Origin of the sequence: Actinomadura vinacea, from assembly GCF_039532545.1 — a bacterium.
Lineage (GTDB): Bacteria > Actinomycetota > Actinomycetes > Streptosporangiales > Streptosporangiaceae > Spirillospora > Spirillospora vinacea.
The window spans coordinates 48,556-68,879 of sequence record NZ_BAAARW010000035.1 but is presented as its reverse complement, the minus strand read 5'-3'; the positions used below and the strand labels follow the sequence as shown (position 1 = coordinate 68,879).

Annotated in this window: 19 protein-coding genes and 2 tRNA genes; 13 read left to right on the top strand and 8 right to left on the bottom strand. The window is 68.5% G+C overall.

The annotated features are described in order from the left end of the window. Positions 1–23: 23 nt before the first annotated feature. Positions 24–2,609, top strand: a complete 2,586-nt coding sequence (gene alaS / locus ABD340_RS38530; RefSeq protein ID WP_344595974.1) for an alanine--tRNA ligase — start codon at positions 24–26, stop codon at positions 2,607–2,609. Between the two features lie 36 nt (positions 2,610–2,645). Further along, a complete protein-coding gene (locus ABD340_RS38525) occupies positions 2,646–3,149 on the top strand; it encodes a hypothetical protein (protein WP_344595972.1) in 504 nt (167 codons plus the stop codon). Here ABD340_RS38525 and ABD340_RS38520 read toward each other — a convergent pair. Together ABD340_RS38520 and ABD340_RS38515 are read right to left on the bottom strand one after the other, a co-directional pair. After that, positions 3,130–3,834 carry a DNA polymerase beta superfamily protein gene (locus ABD340_RS38520; RefSeq protein ID WP_344595971.1) on the bottom strand — a complete coding sequence of 235 codons (705 nt, stop codon included), beginning with the start codon at positions 3,832–3,834 and terminating at the stop codon, positions 3,130–3,132. The two genes, ABD340_RS38525 and ABD340_RS38520, sit on opposite strands and share 20 nt — an antisense overlap. 114 nt (positions 3,835–3,948) lie before the next feature. Further along, positions 3,949–4,022 (bottom strand) — tRNA-Pro (locus ABD340_RS38515). Positions 4,023–4,156: 134 nt separating this feature from the next. Here ABD340_RS38515 and ABD340_RS38510 point away from each other — a divergent pair. After that, positions 4,157–4,227: transfer RNA gene (locus ABD340_RS38510), tRNA-Gly, on the top strand. A 57-nt stretch (positions 4,228–4,284) separates the two neighbouring features. On the opposite strand, the gene ABD340_RS38505 is transcribed toward ABD340_RS38510, so the two are convergent. Further along, positions 4,285–5,256: a tyrosine-type recombinase/integrase gene (locus ABD340_RS38505; protein WP_344595969.1), complete on the bottom strand. Its 972-nt coding sequence runs from the start codon at positions 5,254–5,256 to the stop codon at positions 4,285–4,287. A gap of 121 nt (positions 5,257–5,377) precedes the next feature. On the opposite strand from ABD340_RS38505, the gene ABD340_RS38500 reads away from it, so the two are divergent. After that, positions 5,378–5,761: a GNAT family N-acetyltransferase gene (locus ABD340_RS38500; RefSeq protein ID WP_344595968.1), complete on the top strand. Its 384-nt coding sequence runs from the start codon at positions 5,378–5,380 to the stop codon at positions 5,759–5,761. 147 nt (positions 5,762–5,908) lie between these two features. After that, positions 5,909–7,132: an RNA-guided endonuclease InsQ/TnpB family protein gene (locus ABD340_RS38495; protein ID WP_344595966.1), complete on the top strand. Its 1,224-nt coding sequence runs from the start codon at positions 5,909–5,911 to the stop codon at positions 7,130–7,132. A 148-nt stretch (positions 7,133–7,280) separates the two neighbouring features. On the opposite strand, the gene ABD340_RS38490 is transcribed toward ABD340_RS38495, so the two are convergent. Together ABD340_RS38490 and ABD340_RS38485 are read right to left on the bottom strand one after the other, a co-directional pair. Beyond that, positions 7,281–8,843 (bottom strand): FAD-dependent monooxygenase, encoded by a 1,563-nt coding sequence (locus tag ABD340_RS38490; protein WP_344595964.1) that lies wholly within the window; start codon positions 8,841–8,843, stop codon positions 7,281–7,283. A 111-nt stretch (positions 8,844–8,954) separates the two neighbouring features. Beyond that, positions 8,955–9,971: a glycoside hydrolase family 113 protein gene (locus ABD340_RS38485; RefSeq protein ID WP_344595963.1), complete on the bottom strand. Its 1,017-nt coding sequence runs from the start codon at positions 9,969–9,971 to the stop codon at positions 8,955–8,957. Between the two features lie 119 nt (positions 9,972–10,090). On the opposite strand from ABD340_RS38485, the gene ABD340_RS38480 reads away from it, so the two are divergent. The 4 genes from ABD340_RS38480 (at position 10,091) to ABD340_RS38465 (ending at position 14,288) form a co-directional block, all read left to right on the top strand. Further along, positions 10,091–10,711: a TetR/AcrR family transcriptional regulator gene (locus tag ABD340_RS38480; protein ID WP_344595962.1), complete on the top strand. Its 621-nt coding sequence runs from the start codon at positions 10,091–10,093 to the stop codon at positions 10,709–10,711. Between the two features lie 150 nt (positions 10,712–10,861). Further along, the gene (locus tag ABD340_RS38475; RefSeq protein ID WP_344595961.1) at positions 10,862–11,158 is read left to right on the top strand and encodes a hypothetical protein; all 297 of its coding nucleotides are present in this window, start codon (positions 10,862–10,864) and stop codon (positions 11,156–11,158) included. Positions 11,159–11,722: 564 nt separating this feature from the next. Continuing rightward, positions 11,723–13,030 carry a tetratricopeptide repeat protein gene (locus ABD340_RS38470; protein WP_344595960.1) on the top strand — a complete coding sequence of 436 codons (1,308 nt, stop codon included), beginning with the start codon at positions 11,723–11,725 and terminating at the stop codon, positions 13,028–13,030. A gap of 178 nt (positions 13,031–13,208) precedes the next feature. Then, the gene (locus tag ABD340_RS38465) at positions 13,209–14,288 is read left to right on the top strand and encodes an endonuclease/exonuclease/phosphatase family protein (protein ID WP_344595959.1); all 1,080 of its coding nucleotides are present in this window, start codon (positions 13,209–13,211) and stop codon (positions 14,286–14,288) included. Between the two features lie 145 nt (positions 14,289–14,433). Here the strand turns inward: ABD340_RS38465 and ABD340_RS38460 are convergent, their stop codons facing one another. Next, positions 14,434–14,559 carry a hypothetical protein gene (locus ABD340_RS38460; RefSeq protein WP_344595958.1) on the bottom strand — a complete coding sequence of 42 codons (126 nt, stop codon included), beginning with the start codon at positions 14,557–14,559 and terminating at the stop codon, positions 14,434–14,436. Positions 14,560–14,866: 307 nt separating this feature from the next. Here ABD340_RS38460 and ABD340_RS38455 point away from each other — a divergent pair, with 307 nt between their 5' ends. From ABD340_RS38455 to ABD340_RS38445, 3 genes are all read left to right on the top strand, one after another. Continuing rightward, a complete protein-coding gene (locus tag ABD340_RS38455; protein ID WP_344595957.1) occupies positions 14,867–15,073 on the top strand; it encodes a hypothetical protein in 207 nt (68 codons plus the stop codon). 337 nt (positions 15,074–15,410) lie between these two features. Then, positions 15,411–15,593 (top strand): hypothetical protein, encoded by a 183-nt coding sequence (locus ABD340_RS38450; RefSeq protein ID WP_344595956.1) that lies wholly within the window; start codon positions 15,411–15,413, stop codon positions 15,591–15,593. 653 nt (positions 15,594–16,246) lie between these two features. After that, positions 16,247–17,284 carry a DMT family transporter gene (locus tag ABD340_RS38445; RefSeq protein ID WP_344595954.1) on the top strand — a complete coding sequence of 346 codons (1,038 nt, stop codon included), beginning with the start codon at positions 16,247–16,249 and terminating at the stop codon, positions 17,282–17,284. Positions 17,285–17,697: 413 nt separating this feature from the next. On the opposite strand, the gene ABD340_RS38440 is transcribed toward ABD340_RS38445, so the two are convergent. Continuing rightward, complete coding sequence (locus ABD340_RS38440) at positions 17,698–17,874, bottom strand: hypothetical protein (protein WP_344595953.1); 177 nt, start codon at positions 17,872–17,874, stop codon at positions 17,698–17,700. Between the two features lie 122 nt (positions 17,875–17,996). Here ABD340_RS38440 and ABD340_RS38435 point away from each other — a divergent pair, with 122 nt between their 5' ends. Then, positions 17,997–18,704, top strand: a complete 708-nt coding sequence (locus ABD340_RS38435; protein WP_344595951.1) for a sugar transferase — start codon at positions 17,997–17,999, stop codon at positions 18,702–18,704. A gap of 342 nt (positions 18,705–19,046) precedes the next feature. On the opposite strand, the gene ABD340_RS38430 is transcribed toward ABD340_RS38435, so the two are convergent. Beyond that, the gene (locus ABD340_RS38430; protein WP_344595949.1) at positions 19,047–20,234 is read right to left on the bottom strand and encodes an enolase C-terminal domain-like protein; all 1,188 of its coding nucleotides are present in this window, start codon (positions 20,232–20,234) and stop codon (positions 19,047–19,049) included. Positions 20,235–20,324: the final 90 nt, after the last annotated feature.

Below are 20,324 nucleotides of genomic sequence, written 5' to 3'. Positions count from 1 at the left end.
CGTCGACCTCGTGAGGCCGTTCCATGCTCTCCACTGACATCCGCCGGACGTTCCTCGACTTCTTCGCGGAACGCGACCATCGCGTCGTGCCCTCCAGCCCGCTCGTCCCGTCCGATCCCACGCTGCTGCTGACGGGCGCGGGAATGGACCAGTTCAAGCCGTACTTCCTCGGCCAGGCCGTACCGGAGCACCCCCGGGCGGCGACCGTCCAGAAATGCGCGCGCACCTCCGACATCGACAACGTGGGCCGCACCGCGCGGCACTCCACGTTCTTCGAGATGCTCGGCAACTTCTCCTTCGGCGACTACTTCAAGGAGGAGGCGACCGCCTGGGCGTGGGAGCTGATCACCACCGGCTTCGGGCTCGATCCGGCGCGGCTGTGGGCCACCGTCTACACCGACGACGACGAGGCCGAACGGCTGTGGCGGCGGATCGGCGTCCCCGCGGACAGGATCCAGCGGCTCGGGATGGCCGACAACTACTGGTCGATGGGCGTCCCCGGACCGTGCGGGCCGTCGTCGGAGCTGCACTACGACCGGGGCCCGGCGTTCGGGCGCGAGGGCGGGCCCGCGGTGGACGGCGAACGCTACCTGGAGATCTGGAACCTCGTCTTCATGCAGAACGTCCGGGGCGAGGGCCCGGCGAAGGAGGGCTACCCGGTCGTCGGCGAGCTGCCCGCCAGGAGCATCGACACCGGCCTGGGCCTGGACCGCCTCGCGATGATCCTGCAGGACGTCGGCACGCTGTGCGAGACCGACCTGCTGGCGCCGACGCTGCGGCTCGTCCAGGAACTGGCGGGCCGGGAGGACCCGGGACGCGACGGCAGGGTGGCGGCGGAGCACGCGCGGACGGTCGCGTTCCTGATCGCCGACGGCGTGCTGCCGTCCCAGGACGGGCGCGGGCACGTGCTGCGCCGGCTCATGCGCCGCGCCGTCCGGCACGCGCGGCTGCTCGGCGCCGGCGAACCGGTGCTGCCCGCGCTCACCGGGAGCGTCGTCGACAACCTCGGCCGCGTCTGGCCCGAGCTCGAACGCCACCGCGAGCTGATCGTCCAGGTCTGCGCGGCGGAGGAGGAGGGCTTCGACCGGACGCTGCGGCTGGGCACCCGGCTGTTCGACTCCGCGGTCGCGCGGGCCCGCGCGCAGGGCACCACGGTGCTTCCCGGCCGCACCGCGTTCGACCTGCTCAACACCTACGGCCTGCCGATCGACCTGACCATCGACATGGCGCGCTCGGCGGGCCTGACCGTGGACGAGGACGCGTTCGCGCGGCTCCTGGACGAGCAGCGGCGCCGCGAGCACCGCGCCGGCCGCGACCGCAAGGACGAAGCGGTCGCCCGGCGCGACCTCTTCCGGAACCTGACCGGCCGCACCGAGTTCGTCGGATACGGCTCGACCACCGCCGAATCCCGGGTGCTCGCGCTCGTCAACGGGTCGCGGACCGTCCCGCACGCGTCCGAGGGCGACGAGGTCGAGGTGATCCTGGACCGCAGCCCGTTCTACGCGGAGGGCGGCGGCCAGGTCGGCGACACGGGCACGCTGCGCACCGCTGGCGGCGCGCTGCTGGAGATCCTCGACACCCGCCCGGGACACGTCCACAAGGCGCGCGTCGTCACGGGAGAACCGCGCACCGGCGAGGAGGCGGAGGCGGTCGTGGACGCGGCGCGGCGCGCGGCGACGGCGCGCTCGCACAGCGCGACCCACGTGCTGCACGCGATGCTGGGCGAGCACGCGGCGCAGCGCGGCTCCCGGGTGGAGCCCGGACGGCTGCGCTTCGACTACTCCCACGTCACCGGCGTCGACCTCGGCCACGTCCAGACGCTGGTGAACGACTACCTGCTCGACGACCCCGAAGTGCGGGTCTGGGAGGCGAGCCGGGCGGAGGCGGAGGCGGCGGGCGCGATCGCGATGTTCGGCGAGAAGTACGGCGAGCGCGTGCGGATCGTCGACATCGGCGACGCCTCCCGCGAACTGTGCGGCGGCACGCATGTCGGGCACGGCTCGCAGGCCGGGCCCGTGCACATCGTCGGCGAGACCTCGATCGGCACCGGGCTGCACCGGATCGAGGCGCTCACCGGGTCCGACGCGCTGCGCCACTACGACCACGAGCACGCGCTGCTGACCGAGCTGGCGGCACTGCTGCAGGTACCGCCGGACCAGGCGCCGGCCCGGCTGCGGCAGCGGCTGGAGACGTTCGCCGAGACGCGGCGGCAGCTCGCGGGCCTCCGCGCGGCCGAGCGGACGGCGCTGGCGACCCGCCTCGTGGCCGAAGCGGAACGCCTGCCCGGCGGATGGCTGGTCGCGCGGGCCGTCCAAAACGATGATCTGCGGGCACTGGCGACCGAAACGATCTCCAGACGGCCGGACGAGCCCGGCATCGTCGTGGTCGGCAGCAAAACCAGAGGCAACGCGACGCTGGTCGCCGCGCTGACCCCGGCCGTGTCCGGCCTGCGGGCGGCGGACGTCCTGACCGAGGCCGCGGCGCTCGTCGGCGGCGGCGCCGGCGGCAAGGGCCCGATCGCGCACGCGGGCGGCAGCCGGGCCGAGCGCCTCGACGAGGCGATCACCCAGGCGGCGCGGACCGCGCGCGCCTTGATTACCGCCCCCTGAGGCGTATCGTCCGTTTTAGGGCGAAGGGAGCGGCAGATGCTGCGGGTCTTCTGTTTCGACAGCCTCGGAGTCACGGTCGAGGACGTCTTCCTGATCGACCCCGACCCGGTCCGGGGCGGGCGCGAACGCGGCGTCCGGGTCGAGCTGCGGCTGCTCGACCCGGAGCCGTGGCGCGGCTCGATCAACGCCTCCCAACGGGTCGTGGCGGACCGGGCCGTCTGGCGCGCCGACTTCCTGGAGACCGCCGCGGACACCAAGGACCGCATGCACCACCACCCCGGAATGATCGACAACGAGCCCGGTCAACGAGTGTTCACCGAGGACCTCACCGGCGACCCGATGGGCTGGCTGGAGTCCCAGCTCGCCGACGCCGTCCCGCTGCTGGAGTCCGCCAAGGTCGAGGACCCCGAGCGGCACCGTCCGGCGGCCGACGCGCTGCGCGAGAACCTCGCCGAGGTCGTCACCAGCGTGTCGGCCGTCCTGGACCGGGTCCGGGCCGGCGACCTGGCCAAGACCCCGGTCAGGCCCGGGCCGCGCTGAGGAAGGCGGCCCGCACGTCGATCAACCACGCCTCCACGACCTCTTCCTCCGGCCGCTCCGGCAACGGCGTGCGGGCCGCGTCGAACCCAGCCTCCCCCTCCGCCAGCAGGGTCTTCGCGACGTCCACCTCCCCCGCCGCCACCCGTTCACCGAAGTCCCGATACCACTGCGGATCCGCCAGCCGCACAGTGAGCCGCCCCGTCCGGTACAGGTCCAGCCCCTGGTGGACGAGCCTGGCGAGATGCCGCGCGTGCTTGGCCGTCCGCTTCCGCGTGTCCGCCGAGAACGACCCGTCCTCCCGGTTCTCCAGCCGCCGGAACTGCGACACCGCATACCCGTAGTAGGCGTCCCGCACCCGTCGCGCCGACAGGAACGACTCCCGGATCCCGACCAGGCGCTCCCCCAGCTCAGTACAGGTCTCGTACTCCTCCAGCCACAGCAGCTCCGTCACCGTCGGGTTCACCCCCAGGCAAAGCCCAGCGAACTTCCCCGCCTCATGCCGCGTGACATCGGGATCAGTGCTGACCCTCGTCGCCTGCTTCCCCGTAGGCGGCCGCAACCCGTGAAACAGCACCGTCGGCGCCGCGAACACCGCCAACCGGTCCACATCCGACTCAGGCGTCGCCAGCCCGTACGCGGTGGACCCCACGACCCCCGACAGCAGCACATTGGTGACTTCGACCACGACGGCCCTCCTAGCGCGAACGGCCCTCCCATCTTGAAGACCGTCCCCGCCCCGCGCACCCCCTTTTCCACGCCGAAGGCCCCGCCTCCACCAGGAGACGGGGCCTCTCACACGTCGGGCTGGCGGGATTTGAACCCACGACCCCCGGCACCCAAAGCCGGTGCGCTACCAAACTGCGCTACAGCCCGTCCGACCCGAGCAGTGTAGTGCCGATCAGTCCGGAACGCCTCGTCCATTACCACCCGAACACGAGCGCCCCCGAAACCCTGTACTCTACGGATGGTGATCGACGGCCCCTCCCCAGGGCCACCGCCGATCGCAAGCGGGCGTAGCTCAATGGTAGAGCCCCAGTCTTCCAAACTGGCTACGCGGGTTCGATTCCCGTCGCCCGCTCCCACTGAGAAGGCCCAGGCCAGAGGCGCAATCCTCCGACCCGGGCCTAGCCGCTTTCTAAGATCGTTTCCGCTTCCGTGCCCGTTGCGTGCCCGATCGCTTCTTTGTGCCCTTCTTGGGCTTGCCACCGTCCCGCGCGACCTTGAACGCCTCCCCCAGCGCCACCGCGATCACCTGGTCACGATCTTGACTCGCGTGCTGGTAGATCAGCGCCGCCCGCGTCGAGTCGTGGCCCATCCGGGACATCAACTCCTTGAGGCTCGCACCGGTCGTCGCCGCAAGGGTGTTGCCGACATGCCGCAGCTCATGGAAGTGCAGATCAGGCAGCCCGACGTCATCCCGGACCTTGTTCCAGGTACGCCGGAAGCCCGACCGCCGCAGAGGCCCGCCCTTTGGCCCCACGAACACCCGGCCGTTCGTCCCCTTCTCCGCGAACTCGTCCAGGTGCGCACGCAAGTCCGGGACGATCTCCGGCGGGATCGACACCACCCGCCGCCCGGCACGTGACTTGGGGGTGTCCTCCAAGAGTTGCCCACCGTCCAGCTCGGCCACCGAACCGATGACCCGGACCACACCCGCATCCAGGTCGAGGTGGCTACGCCGCAGGCCGGCCAGCTCACCCCACCGCAGGCTTGCGAACGTGCCCAGAAGCACCAGCGCCCGATACCGCTCCGGGATCTTGGTGAGGATCTCGATCACCTTGGTCAGCGGGATCATCTCCCGCTCAGGCGTGTCGGGGACGCCGGCCCCCTTGATCCGGCACGGGTTACGGCGGATCAGCTCATCATCGACCGCCGTGTTCAGGATCGACTTGAGGAGCTGGTAAGCCTTGGCGACCGTCGACTGTCCGACCTTGCGCAGCCGTTCCTTGCGCCAGCGCCGAACATCGGCCTCCCTGATGTCGACGAGATCGACGTTGCCGAAAGTCGGGACGAGGTGATTGCGGAGCAGCCCGCGATACAGCCCTTCCGTCCGAGGCTTGAACACGCGGTCATCGATCCACTGCTTGGCGAACACCTCGAACGGCACCTTGCCCGCGTTCGGATCGAGCCACTCGCCCCGCTGGATTTTCGCTTCCTTGAGGCCGGACGAGGGGGCGCGGCGGTGGTTCCGCGTGTGCTGGCACGGTCCGCCGCGGAGTTCTTGATCAGTGCCCGAGGCCGCACGCGCCGCCGGCGCCGATCGGCTCTGGCTGATCACGACGAACGACAACCTTCGGGCGCTCCGGTTCTACCAGCGCTACGGCTTCGACCTCGTCGCCGTCGCCCGATCCCGGGCGCTCACTCCGTCGATTCCCGAGATCGGCCTCGACGGCATCCCGATCCGCCACGAACTTGAACTGGAACTCCCGTTGCCGCCTTCCACCGAAGATGCAAGGCAAGTCTGCACAAGATCAGCAGCCGCTGTTCAGACCTACCCTTCACCGGATCTCCCGGAGGATGCCCCGGCCTTCAGGCCGGGGAGGAATCCGGCCTCCCGCGGAGCGGGACAGGGAAAGAGCGATCGCCGCCAGGCGATCGGTCGTCCGCCCTGAGACCGCTGCCTGTCCGGTCATGGGTGATGATCCCCTTGTCCTCTGGTTGTCGTCTGGCGCGGCCGTGAGTGAAATCGGTCATCGGTTCGGTACGCGGAGTGACTGGTTTGGGGACGGATGTCGGCGGTGGCCGGTAGGTTCCCGGGCATGCGGACGGCGTACAAGTGCCGGGCCTACCCGGACTCCGAGCAGGCGGCCCTGCTGGGTCGCACGTTCGGATGCGTACGTCTGGTGTGGAACAAGACCCTGGCCGAGCGGACCCGCCGCTACCACTCCGATAAGGAGCGGACTGCCTACCGGGAGACCGACGCGTGGCTGACGGGGTGGAAGAGGACCGCCGAGCTGGCGTTCCTGTCGGAGGTGTCCTCGGTCCCTTTGCAGCAGGCGCTGCGGCACCAGCACACCGCCTTCGCCAACTTCTTCGCCGGGCGTGCCCGCCACCCCCGGTTCAAGTCCCGCAGCGGCCGCCAGTCCGCGCACTTCACCCGCTCGGCCTTCCGCATGCGCGACGGCCGGCTGCATCTGGCCAAGACCAGCGGCCCGCTGACGTTCGTGTGGTCCTTCGACGAGGTGGACCTGTCCGGGCTGGACCCGACGATGGTGGTGGTCTCCCGCGAGGCCGACGGGCGCTGGTATGCGACCTTCGCCGTCGACACCCAACAGCCCGAACCGCACCCGCAGGCCGGTCGCGAGGTCGGTGTCGATCTGGGGGTGAAGGACTTCGCCGTCACCAGTGACGGCGACCGCATCGTCAACCCGCGGCATCTGGACCGCAAGGCGGCCAACCTGGCCCGCTACCAGCGCCGCATGGCCCGCTGCCAGAAAGGCTCCGCCAACCGCGCCAAGGCCAAGACCAAGGTCGCCCGCGCCCACCGCAAGGTCCGCAACGCCCGGCACGACTTCCTCCACAAGACCACCACCCGGCTCGTGGAATCGGCCGACCTGATCGCCATCGAGGACCTCAACGTCGGGGGCATGGTCCGCAACCGGTCCCTGGCCAGGGCCATCTCCGACTGCGGGTGGGGCGAGTTCCGCCGGCAGCTGGAGTACAAGTGCGGGCGGGCCGGGCGGACCCTGGTGTTGATCGACCGCTGGTGCCCTTCGTCCAAGACGTGCTCGGCCTGCGGGCATCTGCTCGGCGAGTTGAAGCTTTCCACCCGGGCGTGGACGTGCCCGGGCTGCCGCACCCGGCACGACCGGGACCACAACGCGGCCAAGAACATCCTGGCGGCTGGTCGAGCCGTAGCCCGGGGCCCGTCGGCCCCGGGCCATGCCTGTGGAGCCGGTGTAAGACGGCAAGGGTCCTCCCTTCCGCAGTTGGCCGTGAAGCAGGAAACCCCGCCTGCGAGGGTGGGAATCCCCCTCCTTTAGGAGGGGAGGAAGTCAACTCTCAGCTCAGCACGCTGGCCACCGGCAAGGTGCGGCCCGAACGGACACGGCTTGTCCGGCCGGTCGCAGTGCCGTGCCGCCGGTGGCGATGAGCGATGAAGGTCCGGCGTCTTCAGAGGTTCCTCTTAGCTTAGGCACGGGCGGGTTCGATGACCCCGAACCACCGCTGCAAGGCTGCCCGGAGTTCTTCCATTTCCGTGGGATCTGGTCGGGGTGACGCGGATGCCCAGGCCACATAGCAGTCCGGTCGAAGGAGCAGGGCGGTGGGTGCTGGGGTCTGGGGGCGCGCGGTGATGATGTCGACTTGGTCGTGCCGCAGGGCAAGCGTCTCCGCTAGCGATGCTTCTTCGGTCAGGTCAAGCAGCAGGGGGCGTGCGGTTCTGGTCAGCTCGGCCAGCCGGACCGGTCCGGTCGGGGTGTGCAGTTCCATGTCCGGAGCGAACCGGCCGATCAGCGGGTGCGTCTCGGGTTCGCCCATGTCGTAGCGGACGTCGGTGCCTGCGGTGAGTTCGGCGAGGCGCTGTACGGTGCTCTGGTCGCGGAGCAGTTCGGTGAACAGTTCGCGCAGTCCGGTGACGTCGCCGCCGGGGGCTATCAGGGCCGACTGTGCCTGTGCGTTCAATATCATGCGGTGGGCGGCTTGTCGCCGCTCCGTCTCGTAGCTGTTCAGCAGTGCGGGCGGGGTGCTGCCGCGGATCACGGCTGCGAGTTTCCAGCCGAGGTTGACCGCGTCCTGCAGGCCGAGGTTGAGCCCGGGTCCTCCCCCGGTGGCGCCGTACACGTGGGCGGCATCACCGATCAGGAACACTCGGCCCTCGGAGAACCGTTCGGCGACTCGGGTGTTACCGCCGGTCAGTCGGCGCAGCACGTGCGGCCCTTCGCCGTCGGGCGGACCGAGTGGCACGTCGACGCCGAGCACGCGGCGGATGCTCGCTCGCAACTCGTCGAGGCTCATTGCGGCGTCGGTCTCGGGCCGGTCCCACTCTGTGGCGCTGACCAGCGGCGGGTGGCCGGGCAGCGGTGCGTAGGAGAACCCGCCGCGCTCGGTGCGGTGGGGCAGGAACGGCAGAACAGCGCCGTAGCCGGGGACGTTCAGCGCACCGGTCGCGGGATCGACCCAGTCCGCCGGGACCGTCGCGTGCGCCGAGCGGACGGTCATCCGGTCGTAGGTGACGCCGGGGAAATCGATGCCAGAAAGCTTGCGCGTGGTGCTGTGTGCTCCATCCGCGCCGATGAGGTACCGGGCCCGCAGATGGTATGCCCCGCTCGGACTCGCGACGTCGATGGTGACCGCGTCGTCGTCCTGCGACAGGCCGGCGACCTCGTGCCCCCGCTGGATTTCCACGCCCAGTTCGATCGCGCGCTCCTGCAGGACCTGCACGATGCGTCGCTGCGGCACCGGCAGGGCATAGACGGGGCTGTCCTCCAACAGGCTCAGGTCCAGGCCCATCGCGCCGAACATGAAGTACGTGGAGTTCGGCTGCGGTGGTTCTGGGTTGCCGCTGAGGCGTTCGTGCAGGCCGCGGCGGTCGAGCATTTGCACGACCTGGCCGAGCAGTCCGTTCGCTTTGGGTTGCTCACTCGGCTCCGGCAGTCGCTCCAGCACGACCGGGCGGACCCCTGCCAGGCTCAGTTCGCAGGCCAGCATCAGCCCGTTCGGACCGCCGCCGGCGATAACGACATCTGTGATCACGTGTTCTCCTTTGTTCGCACGGAAAAGGACAGGACGGATGGAGCGCTGCAGCGCCTGGCCGGTGGGCGGTGCCGGCGCGGCTCGCTTCGGGTTGCGGTCCTTGTGACGTGGTCAGCCGCGGTAGTACTCGGCGAGGGTGGCGAAGGCGGCCTTGGGCTCCCAGGACATGTCGGGGTAGGTGGCTCCGCAGCGGTCCTCGTAGACCTTGACGATGCCGTAACTGGCCAGGTCCAGGTCCTCGTGGGGGGCACCGTCGGGGCGGTGCACATGGTCGTACAGCGCGAAGGTGAACACGAACGTGCTGTCGATGCCGCCGGCTTCGAATGCCTCCAGCAGCTCACGTACATACGCGGCCTGACCGGCCTCGTCCCGGGCGTATGTACCGTTCAACCGAACAGGGCCGTCTTTGTCGTACTCGACGATCTCCAGACCGAGAGCGCCCCTGTCGCCGGCACCCTGGTAACCGGCGGCCCCGAATTCGGTGATCGCGACCGGCTTTCCCTGCGCGACCAGACCATGGACGTTTTCGGCGAAACGGTCGGCGATCTCGGCCGACCGGTAGAGATCCAACGACATGATGTCGAAGAGTGCCCAGTCGACGCGCTCAAGCGGTACGGAGGCGTAGGTCACCTTGCCGCCGAAGCGCTCACGGACGAGTGCCACGGCCTTGCCGAGGAATTCGTTGACACGTGCGCTGACCTCGCCGATCTGCTCGTGCACGCGATTTGGCTGCCTCAGCAACGCGACCCGCTCGTCGGTGTTGTCACCGGGCAGGAACCCAGGATTCATCAGGCTCAGCTCGGCGCCGACGACGAACACCACCTCGACTGCCCGCCGCCTCAGCCGCTCCGCGCGTTCGGCGCAGTCGGCGAACAGCGTCAGCATCTCCTCGGCGGTCAGTTCCAGTGGGTAGGGGGAGAACCAGACCTCCATGCCCAGGTCGGCGGCGTGCGTCGCCGCCAGCTCGATCCGTTCCGGGTCACCGCCCATGACGCGGACCGCGTTGCAGTGCAGGTCATCGCGGATGATGCGCAGCTCACGCTCGACCGTCTCCGGGTCGAAGTGCTTACGGGAGGTCACTCCGTTCTTCACGAAGCCGGTGTCGTAGCTGATGCCTTTGGCACGCACGTGTTTTCCCTTCTTCCTTCGAGCTCCTTAGGGTACTGGCCGTACCCTAGTTGCCGCCACTCGGCATTGACAACCAGAATGAGAAGGTACGATCGGTACCGTTCTTGGGAAGGGGGGCCGTGGCGGAGAATCCGACACAGCGGCCAGGTGCCGGACAGGCGCGGCGGCGCGGAGCAGCCCTGGAGGAGGCGATTCTGCACGCTGCGGTGGACGAGCTCACCGAATCCGGATACGCCGGGTTGACCATGGACAAGGTCGCCGCTCGCGCCGGCACCAACAAGAACGCCATCTACCGCCGGTGGCCGAACCGTCTGGCACTCGGCGTCGCCGCCTATCGGCAACTGGGCACGACGGTCCCACTCCCGGACACCGGCAGCCTGCGAAGCGACGTCCTGGAACTGCTACGCCAGGCCAACCGTCACTGGAGTTCTCCGCTCGGCGCGATCCTGCGCGAGCTATTCGCCGCGGCCGGCGGCGCGTCGGAACTCCTGGCGCAGTTGCAAGACCAGTCCGGCGACTCCGCGGCCGCCCCCTGGCTGACCATCCTGGGGCGCGCGGTCGCACGCGGTGAAGCAGCACCCGAAGCGCTCCATCCACGGGTCGCCACGGTGGCCATCGTCCTGCTGCGCAACGAATTCGTCGTGCGCGGGGTCCCTACCGCGCCCGACGACGTCCTCGTCGAAATCGTCGACGAGGTATACCTGCCCCTACTGCGGCGACGCGGGTCGACCCCAAGTTGATCTTCTGCCGACGCTGAAGCCCCGGGCCCCCGCACCGCGGTACTACGCCGACTCATACTCCAAGCCCCCGCCCCAATCCCGGACAGAACTGTCCTGTCCGCCCTCGCGAGTTCCGGGTGCAGTTTTCTATCACTTTTCTATCACCGGATCTTGTGGGACGCGGTGAAAGCGACTGCGATCGATCGTCAGAAGCACATGCCTTCTGACCTGCATTTTAGCTGGGAAAATGGAGATCTTCGAGCACACGAATTGGGCGCGGATTACGGCTTCCAAACTGGCTACGCGGGTTCGATTCCCGTCGCCCGCTCCAAGTTTCCCCAGGTCAGAGCCTCGCGGACCGTTCATGACCACCTCTTCCAAGATCATTTGTCAGCCGTTTGCCACTGGGTTCGGGCACGCCTGAGCGGCGTCCTGGTTCATCGGCGAACCTTCGTGATCAAGCTGTGAACGCCCCCGGCAGAGATCGGCGCGGCAAACGACCACGCACCCTCAAAGGCCGTTATTAGTACGCGCCGAAACCCAACGGATATCCCTGACCTGCACTGATGTGGAGAGCGAGGTCAGTGGTGTCGGCGGGCGAGGTCTTGTTTGGCGAGGGCGGCGCCGACGGCTTCAGCGGTGACGTTGGTGTAGATCGCCAGGGAGCGGAGCGGTTGCCGATCAGCCGTGGGAGTAGTCGACCGCTGCGCGGTTTCCGGGGGGCCTGGCGCTTGGCCAGGCCTAGGCGGCAGGGCCCTCTCATTGCTGGCCTGCGCCAGTTCCTTGATGCCGGGTATCGCGGGCGTATCGAAAATCGCATACGCCACCGCAACACTCTTCCGTCTTCAGTGGAGGCATGGACCACAGCGGTCCGTGCCGAGGGCATGGTGCCCCGGCTTCGGGGGCCATCGCGGAGTACGCACCACCCGACTCTGGCTGCAGACCCCGGTCACAGCCGGGTCACAGCTTTGGGCACCGTGCTGTGACCGTCCGCTGGATAGAAAGTTGCGGAGATCACGAAAGGAAAAGGCCGTGGCTGATGACGGAGGATGGGACCGGCGTTCGCTGTTGCGGGGCGCCGCCGTGGTGGCCGGTGCCGCCACGACCGCGCCGCTGCTGGGCGGGGCGGCCACGGCGCGAGCCGACGGCAGTGACGCGGACGCGCTGTTCAAGGCCGGGAAATTCGAGCAGGCCGGCCGCGCGTACGAGGAGATCCTGAAAAAAGATCCCACGAACCTGCACGCGGCCCGCCGGCGCGGCTATGTCGGGCTGCTGGCCAACCAGTTCCCCGACGCCGAAAAATACTTCAAGATGGCCCTCCATCTGGCCCCCGACGACAAGGACGCCAACTACTTCCTGGCCGACTGCTACATCCGGCAGGACAAACTCGCCCTCTCCGCACCACACTGGCAAGCAATCGGCGAAGAAGCCTACGCCAAATGGTTCGCGGCAGTCCGCGGCGAGGCGTATCAGATCCACGGCGACATCGGGCGGGTGCCATTCCAGCAGACGGACCCGATGCCGCTGATAGAGGCCTCGGTCAACGGCGGACCGCCGAAGCGCTTCACGTTCTACACCGGCGCCCCGAATCTGGGCTTGACCGCGACGGTGGCCAAGGAGGCCGGGCTGAGCCCCGTCGCCAGTCAGAAGATCGATTTCCAGGGCGACGTAATATGGGCGTACTACGGGATACTGAACTCCTTCAAGCTGGGCGGCATCGAACTGCGCAACGTCCCCGTGGGCTGGTCGTCGGCGGAGTCGGGCGAAGATGTCGACACTGACAGCGACGGCATGATCGGCACGTGGGTCTTCTACCACTTGCTGACCACCTTCGACTACGCGGGCCGGTCGCTGATCCTGCGCCGCCGCACCCCCGAAACGGCCAGGAAGGCACGCGCCGCCGCCACACGGGCGGGCACCGAGCCGCTGCCGCTGTGGCTGGCCCGTGAGCAATATCTGCACAGCAGGGGCAGCATCGCCGGCGTCGCCGGCTCCGGCACAGGGGTGGTGGGCGTGAACTTCGGCGGAGGGGCCGAGACCGCCGCGGTCGTGTTCGGGGAAACGGCCGAGCAGTTGGGGATCCGCAGCGACTACGACCGCCCGATCGGGACATTTGCCCAAAGCCACCCAGCCGTCACCTATCCCTGCTACCCGGCGGAGATCCGGCTCGGCGACGCCGCCGCCAAGGACATCTACTGCTACACGCACCCACAGAAGGCGCTCGCCCCCTTCGGGTTCGACGTGCGAGCCGCCTTCTTCCACAGCTTCCACAAGCCCTACAACATCACCCTCGACTTCACCGACATGAACCTCTACATCGCCCGCGGCAAGGCCACCTGATCACGGGCGTCATGGGAGCGACCTGGAGCTGCCGGCTCCTTGGCGAACCAGACGCCAACGAACCCCGGCGCCACGAATTGTGCGCCAATGCGCTCGATCGTGGTTGCCCGCGTGTGTATGCCGACCCCACCCAGGACCCGAGGATGCAGCAGTGACCGGCAGTGAGCAAGGACAGACGATGGCGCAGGTGGACACGGCGGAGACCGGACAGGGCGGCGCCGGCCGCCAGGATACCGGCGCCGGGACCTGGCGCGCGGGCATCCGCCGGGCGATCCGCATCGGCTCCCGGCCGGGGCCCTGGAAGCGCGGCCTGGTGCTCGCGGTGCTGGCGCTGCTGCTGGGCCTGTTCATGCTGCTCCATGCGAGGATCCCGAACCGGATCGGGAACCTCGGCAGCCTGGTGGAGACCGTCCTGCCGTGGCTCGGACTGTTCATACCGGTGCTGCTGGCCGGGGCGCTGTGGCGCCGCTCCGCCTCCGCGGTGGCCGCGCTGCTGCTGCCGGTCACGGTGTGGCTGAACCTGTTCGGCGGGCTGCTCAGCGACAAGTCCCACCCGGGCAGCGACCTCACCGTGGCCAGCCACAACGTCGGCGCCGACAACGGCGACCCGGCCGGCACCGCCCGCGACCTGGCCGCCTCCGGTGCGGACGTGCTGGCTCTGCAGGAGCTGACCCAGCAGGCCAGGGGCACGTACGAGAAGGAGCTGGCAAAGGCGTACCCGTACCACACGGTGCAGGGCACGGTCGGGCTGTGGAGCAGGCTGCCGCTGTCGGACACCCAGCCGGTCGACACCAAGATGGACGTCGGGCCGCTGGCGGACACCAAGCCGGTCGACATCAAGATGGCCTACAACCGGGCGCTGCGCACCACGGTGGCCACGAATCAGGGTCCACTGGCGGTGTATGTGGCCCACCTGGGGTCTGTACGGGTGAATCCCAGGGCGGGCTTTGGGACGGGCCATCGTGACAGAGGCGCGCAGGCGCTCGGCGAGGCCATCGCCGCTGAGCAGAATGAGCGGGTGGTGCTGCTCGGCGACGTGAACGGCACCATGGACGACCGCGCGTTCGACGACATCACCTCGCAGATGCGCTCGGCCCAGGACGCGGCCGGGGACGGCTTCGGCTTCAGCTGGCCGGCGAAGTTCCCGATGGTGCGGATCGACCAGATCCTGGTCAGAGGCGTGGAGCCGGAAAGCTCGTGGGTGCTGCCGGCCACCGGCAGCGACCACCGGCCGGTGGCGGCCGGAATCAGCTGGTGAACACCGCGCCGCACCGGAACCGGAGCCCGCCCCGGCCTGTGCACCCAAGAAGCTACGGGATACCAGGCACCTGGTCGGCCGGCACCCCAAGACCTCACTGCCCACTCAGAGATCCTGACGGTCTCGGCGTGCACGAAGACCGGATCTACCTCGACAAGGGGCTGACCGTGCCCTCGCCGGCGACACCCTGGTCGTCCCCGAACTCGACCGGCTCGCCCGGTCCGTGCCCGACGCCCGCGGCGTCCGCCTCTCGCTGGGCGGCAGCATCCACGACCCCGCCGTCCCCATGTCGAAGATGTTCTTCAACATGCTGGCCGCGTTCTTTCGAGGCCGACCTGCTCAAGATGCGCACCCGCGAGGGCATGGCCATCGCCCGCTCCCTCAGCACCCGCCGGCAGGCCGAGCTCGTACGGATGCAGGCACCGGCGGATACACCATCGCCGAGCTGATGGAGGTCTTCTCCGTCGGGCGAGCGACGATGTACCGCGTCGTGGACTGTGCCGCCAGCAAGCCAGCCCGAAGGCGTAGCAGCCTCGTGAGTACCGCAGGCGTGGCCTCGCCTGGGGGGAGCCCGCTGGATGTGCGGATCGCCCGCAGAAACAGCCCGGTGCAAGGTCCGCGGGCTGTGCCAGACGCACGCCGATGCCGTCTTCGGGGCCGAACACCCGCCGTGGCGGCGCCTGGACGCCGGGCCCCAGCGCGAGATCGTCGACGACTGGCTGCGCGGCCTGAGCGTCCTGGCCCACGGCGGTCACCGGCCGCTGGAAGAGCTGATGGCCAGATGACGGCCGTCCACAAACCTGTGTGACCGGGCGGCCATGGCTTCGCTCAAGCGGTGATCGCGAATGGTAGGTCGGTCAGTCGCTCCGATAGCTCCCACAGCCGACGGCCGGTCTCGGGGTCGGTGGCGGCCGGGGCCGGCTGGACCTGCTTGGGTGCGCCGCACTCGTCATCTTCTGGGGGCGGAGGGCGAACGGATCTACCCGGTGCCGCCGCTGTCGATGCCCGACCCGCACGCCGAGTGTTCCGCGGACGAGATGCTCAGCGGAAGTGACGCGGTCGGCGAGCGCGCGGCGCGGGCGTGCCCGGATTTCGTCCTGTCCGACGCCAAACGCCGACGTGGTGCGACGGATCTGCAGCCGGCTCGACGGCCTGCCGCTGGCCATCGAGCCGGCGGCCGTGCGGCTGCGCGTGCTGTCCGCCGACGAAGTGCTCGAACGGCTGGGCGATCGGTTCCGGACGCTCATGGCGGGTTGGGTGGACGTGCCCTCCCGGCACCAGACGCTCAGAGCGATGGTCGACTGAAGCCACGAACTGTGCGACGAGTGGCAGCGCCCGAGCCTGCCGCTGGGCGAGCATGTCCGCCGGCAAGCGGAACAGGGTCCGCAACTCGACGCCGGACGGCGCCCGCCGGACGTGATCCCGACGATGGCTAGGGCTCGCCCGGCCGCAAGGCCGTTCCTAGCCTGGTCGGTCCAGGTGGGTGTCCCCCTGGCCGCCCGCGCGCAGTCGTCGGCGGTCAGCGCCACAGGCCGACCGGACCCGCTGGTAATCCCGGTACGCCGAAGGGTTCCGGCCGTCCTCCCTGACGAGGACCACCACCAGGTGAACGTGACGGTCCGCGTGCCGTGCCGCCACCCACCGGGCGAACTCATCACCTCGGGGAAGCGACCCCAGTCTGGTGGACGACTTCCGCCGCGAGGTCGGCCAACTCTGCCGAGCGCTCAGCCCAGCTCTCCCCCACCTACGAGAACAACCTCGTGCCGACAAGCAACCCGGACATCTTCCTACGAAGATGGCCGACAGAGTACGATCTGTGCCGAACTCCACAAAGAGAAGCATCCGGTTCCCTCGCCGCTTCGGCGGCAAGGAGTCACGCCATATCCATTCTGGCGCGACACCAAGGGACCGGATGAAATACCGATCCCTTGCGCGCCCCGCACGAAAGGGATCGTGTCATGAACGCTACTGTCTCCAAGGATTTGGAGACAAAGTACAACTATCCAAAGGGCACCCTTTGGTGGTTAGCCGAGACCTCCTCATATCTGCTGGGCAGGTCATGGTTCAAAGTCCACGTTCTGCAGTCGCTTCAGGGGGCCGCGCTCGTGGTCACGGCGGTCGAGTACGGCTTGGGCGCCGTGGTCCTGCTGGTCGTGGCCTACTGGAGGCAGATCTGGTACCTGTTTCGTCGAAGCGGCGACGGGCCCCAGAGGTTGAGGTTCACCCGGGCCACCCTGGTGAGCCTGGCCCTTGTCGGGCTGCTGGGCGTTGGCGGCAGAGGATTCTCGACCAAGGCGCTCGAATCAGGCATGGTGCTGGCCACGGTCAACGCCATCGGTTTCGCAGTTCCCATCCTGCTCTTCTCTGTAGGGGCATGGCTGGCGGGACAGCGAGTCGCCGCGGTCGTGGTGCCACCTCTGGTGGCGCTGGGCCTCGGTGTCACCATCCAGGTGTGGAACATGGAATCGTCCTTCCTGGGCGTCCTGTTCGCCATCGGAGCCGGCTGCTCGGGCCTGCTCTACCTGGTGCTCACCCGCCGGTTCATCGAGATACCGCAGGAAGCGTCCGACCAGTTCCAAGCCCTGACGACGCTCCTCGGAGCGGTCGGCATCGCCGTGTGGGCCCTGCTGGCGGGCGAGAGCCTGACAGCGGGCTGGTCCTGGGGTCTGTTCTTCACCCTGCTGTTCGTGGCCGGGCTGACGACGGCGTTCCCCAGGTTCGCTCACACAAGGGGGAGGAAGGCGATTCCGGACGGTTTCTACGCCATTCTGGTGAGCCTCACACCGCTGCTGGGGCTGCCGGTCGATTGGGTGATGGAGGGCAGGGTTCCGAGTCTCTGGCAGATCCTCGGAATGTCACTGATCGGCACGGTCGCTCTCGCTGTGGCCCATCTGGAAGCACAGATGCCCGCAAACACCGGACCGGAAAAGCGGTCCGAGGTGATCGATGTCTCATCCGAGAATAAACCGGACGAGACATCGTTTCTGAAGAAATAGGCGCGGCGGCGTTGGACGCCGCGCCCCCGACCCTGCGGCGGGAGGGATCCCCTCCCGCCGCTCCTCCTTCTGGTGTCGGCAGATCCGAACCGGCAACTGAACCCGCCGAGCCAAGGAGGAGCGCCTCGGGCATGGCACCATGCGGGGACGGTTCTCGGTCCAACCTATTGTCACGCCCGCAAAGGCGTCGGCTCCCCGCGCAGCGGTTACAGCGCCGGCCCGCGGACGGCCACGAGCCGATCGCACCGCAGATACGCGCCACTGTTCGCTGTCGTTGACGAGGAGAAACTGCCGGTTGACGCCCGTGCGTGCGGTGGGCAGCCGGTCGGGCCAGGCCTCCTCCGGCCGTGGCGAGGGCGGATGGACCGGCCCGCACTGATCGAACGCGAAACTCCGGTCGGGGAACCGGCTGGTCACCGATCCGGCTTGGCGTCCTTGGAGCTGGCGGAATCGTTCCGGCCGATCTTCACCTGGCGGGTGGTGTTCTGGCCCAGTTCATGAACGGGCGTCCCAGCCCGGCCGGACTCGTCATGGCCGTCCGAGACATCCTCGCTAAATCCGGCTTTTTCGGCATGAATCATGGCGAACACCAATAAAACTCCCATCCGGACCAGATGGGGATGGAATTAGCTCCTTAGTGGCCCTTCGTCACCCCGCGGACACGGTACGGGGCGAAGGAGGGGCGCCGAAGTCAACGGTGCCTACAAACAATATGGACGAGCACGAGCCTCTGCATACCACACAGAAAAGGCTCAAGGCGATCTGGGACGCGGTCCCGGATATGCCCGGAGCGAAATTGACCGGACCGGACTGGATCCGCAGCCCTGAGAAGAGGGGACTGGATCTGCTGGTCGCCACAACGCTACTGCCAGTGTACTTGCCTACGGTCGCCGTTGGAGCATCGCTGATGTACTTCGGGGATGGTGTAGCGCCGTTATTCTGGCAGCGGCGGATCGGCAGGAACGGTATTCCGTTCAAGCTTCTCAAGGTCCGGACCATGCGGGATGTCCGGGGGCAGGATGCGAGCCGCGGCTCCGCCGACCCTCGGGCCCTCCCCGTCGGAAAAGTCCTGCGCAAGGTCACCATCGACCAGTTCACCGAGCTGGTGAACGTACTCGGCGGAGACATGGCGATGGCCAACCCGCGTCCCTTGCTGCCAAGCGACAGGGGGCTCATGAGGGACCTCCTGACCCCCTCCGAATACAGGGAGTGGGACTGGGCGAGCACGATCGGCAGGCCCGGAATGTACAGCACATTCGGGAACGAGAGTATCCGGTTGGAACCGCAAACCGAGGAATACCTTCGTCGGCGGTTCGAGTGCGACGTCGAGGACGCGCACTGCGCGAGCCTTGAGCGGGACATGAAGATACTGGGTGACACAGCGAAGATCGGCTGGTCCTTCGTCGGTCACGGTTCGTAGGTCATCCGGCGCCAAGGGAGGGCGCGGCAGCCCGGCCGCGCCCTCCCTTCTCACATCCTTGAAACACCCGCTTCGCGGGCGTGCCCGACCCGGATGTTCCGCAGCCAGGTCATTGGCCGGCACGGCCGGCACGACGGGGGCCGGTGGCTGGCTGATGGCCAACGACACACCGCTTCCGGTGGTCTGCTTCGCCGCGGACGCGCCTGGATCAGCGCCGTACGGCTGAACGGGCGCGCGGCACTGCGCGCCTGCGTCATCAGCCATCGCACCACATCCGCGGACATCGAGGTTCTCGTGCAGGCCGTCAAGGACGCACGCAGCACCTGCGCTCGGCGTCCGCGTTCAGTCCGCCCAGTCGGCGAGAGCGGGTAGGGCGTCCTTGTTGACGCGGATGCCGATTCCGGGTGCGGTCGGTAGTTCGGGACGGCCGTCGACCACCGCAGGCTCTCCGAGGAAGAGGGCGTCCACACGCTTCTCGGGGGCCCAGTAGGAGGGGTTGGTGAGGTGTTCGATCCAGGTGCAGCCGGGCTGGGACAGCACGACGTGCAGGGTGGCGGCCGAGTAGACGTGGGGGATGACCTCGAGCCCGGCGCCGGAGGCCATCTGGCACACGCGCCGTAGTTCGGTGATGCCGCCCACCCGGTGGACATCGGGCTGGAGGACGTCGGCGGCCCCGGCATCGATCAGGTGCTGGAAGCCGTACCGCGTGAACTCGTGTTCTCCGGTCGCGATCGGGACGAGTCCCAGTTCGCGGAGCATGGCGTGTCCGGTCACGTCGTCGGGGATGAGCGGTTCCTCGACCCAGCGCAGGCCGAGCCCGCTCAGCTCGCGCAGCATCTCGACGGCGAACGGGCGGTCCCAGCCCATGTAGGCGTCGCTCATCAACTCGATGTGGTCGTCGAGTTCGTCGCGGATCGCCTCGATGTAGCGGAGGTTGGCGAGCAGCCCCTTGCGGCCGTCGGCGGGGCCATAGGGCCAGTTCGCCTTCACACCGGCGTAGCCGCGGTCGGCGTAGTCGCGCGCCATGCGCCGCACCTCGGCCAGGTCGTCGTCGGGCTGGACCTTGCTGGCGTACGCCTGGAGGCGCTGGCCGTGCGGGCCCCCAAGGAGTCGGTACACGGGCTGGCCGAGGGATTTGCCGACCGCGTCCCAGATCGCGATGTCGATGGCGCTGATCGCCTCGATCGCGGCGCCTTTGCGGCCGTACACGATGGAGGCGCGGTAGAGCTGATCCCAGATCTGCTCGGTGGCGCGGGCGTCCAGGCCGGTCGCGATGCGTCCCAGGTGCTCGTTGACCATGGCGGTGGCCGCGCCGGTGCCGTCCTCGGCGTAGCCGATGCCGGTGGTGCCGTCGGCGAGGGCGACCCGGACGACCAGGACGCCCTGTGGCCAGGTGTACCAGGACCAGCCGTCGCCCCGGCGCGGGAACCGGTTCATCGGGCTGGGCCCGCGCACGCTCTTCTGCTGCTGCCAGAAGTTCCCCCACATCGACTTCCCGACATGCCGCGCCTCGACTCGCGTGATCTCCATGGCCGTCTCTCCTCGGGTTTCGGTCGGGCCACCGGCGGGTTTCCGGCGCATTGACATGCTAAGCAGCACCCGCCTATGGTTTGCAAATAG

Excerpts from the sequence above, each read along its gene's own strand:
- ABD340_RS38455 (WP_344595957.1), top strand. The coding sequence starts at position 14,867 with ATGTGCGGATCGCCCGCAGAAACAGCCCGGTGCAAGGTCCGCGGGCTG.
- ABD340_RS38465 (WP_344595959.1), top strand. The coding sequence starts at position 13,209 with ATGGCGCAGGTGGACACGGCGGAGACCGGACAGGGCGGCGCCGGCCGC.
- ABD340_RS38445 (WP_344595954.1), top strand. The coding sequence starts at position 16,247 with ATGAACGCTACTGTCTCCAAGGATTTGGAGACAAAGTACAACTATCCA.
- ABD340_RS38435 (WP_344595951.1), top strand. The coding sequence starts at position 17,997 with ATGGACGAGCACGAGCCTCTGCATACCACACAGAAAAGGCTCAAGGCG.
- alaS (WP_344595974.1), top strand. The coding sequence starts at position 24 with ATGCTCTCCACTGACATCCGCCGGACGTTCCTCGACTTCTTCGCGGAA.
- ABD340_RS38430 (WP_344595949.1), bottom strand. The coding sequence starts at position 20,234 with ATGGAGATCACGCGAGTCGAGGCGCGGCATGTCGGGAAGTCGATGTGG.
- ABD340_RS38525 (WP_344595972.1), top strand. The coding sequence starts at position 2,646 with ATGCTGCGGGTCTTCTGTTTCGACAGCCTCGGAGTCACGGTCGAGGAC.
- ABD340_RS38495 (WP_344595966.1), top strand. The coding sequence starts at position 5,909 with ATGCGGACGGCGTACAAGTGCCGGGCCTACCCGGACTCCGAGCAGGCG.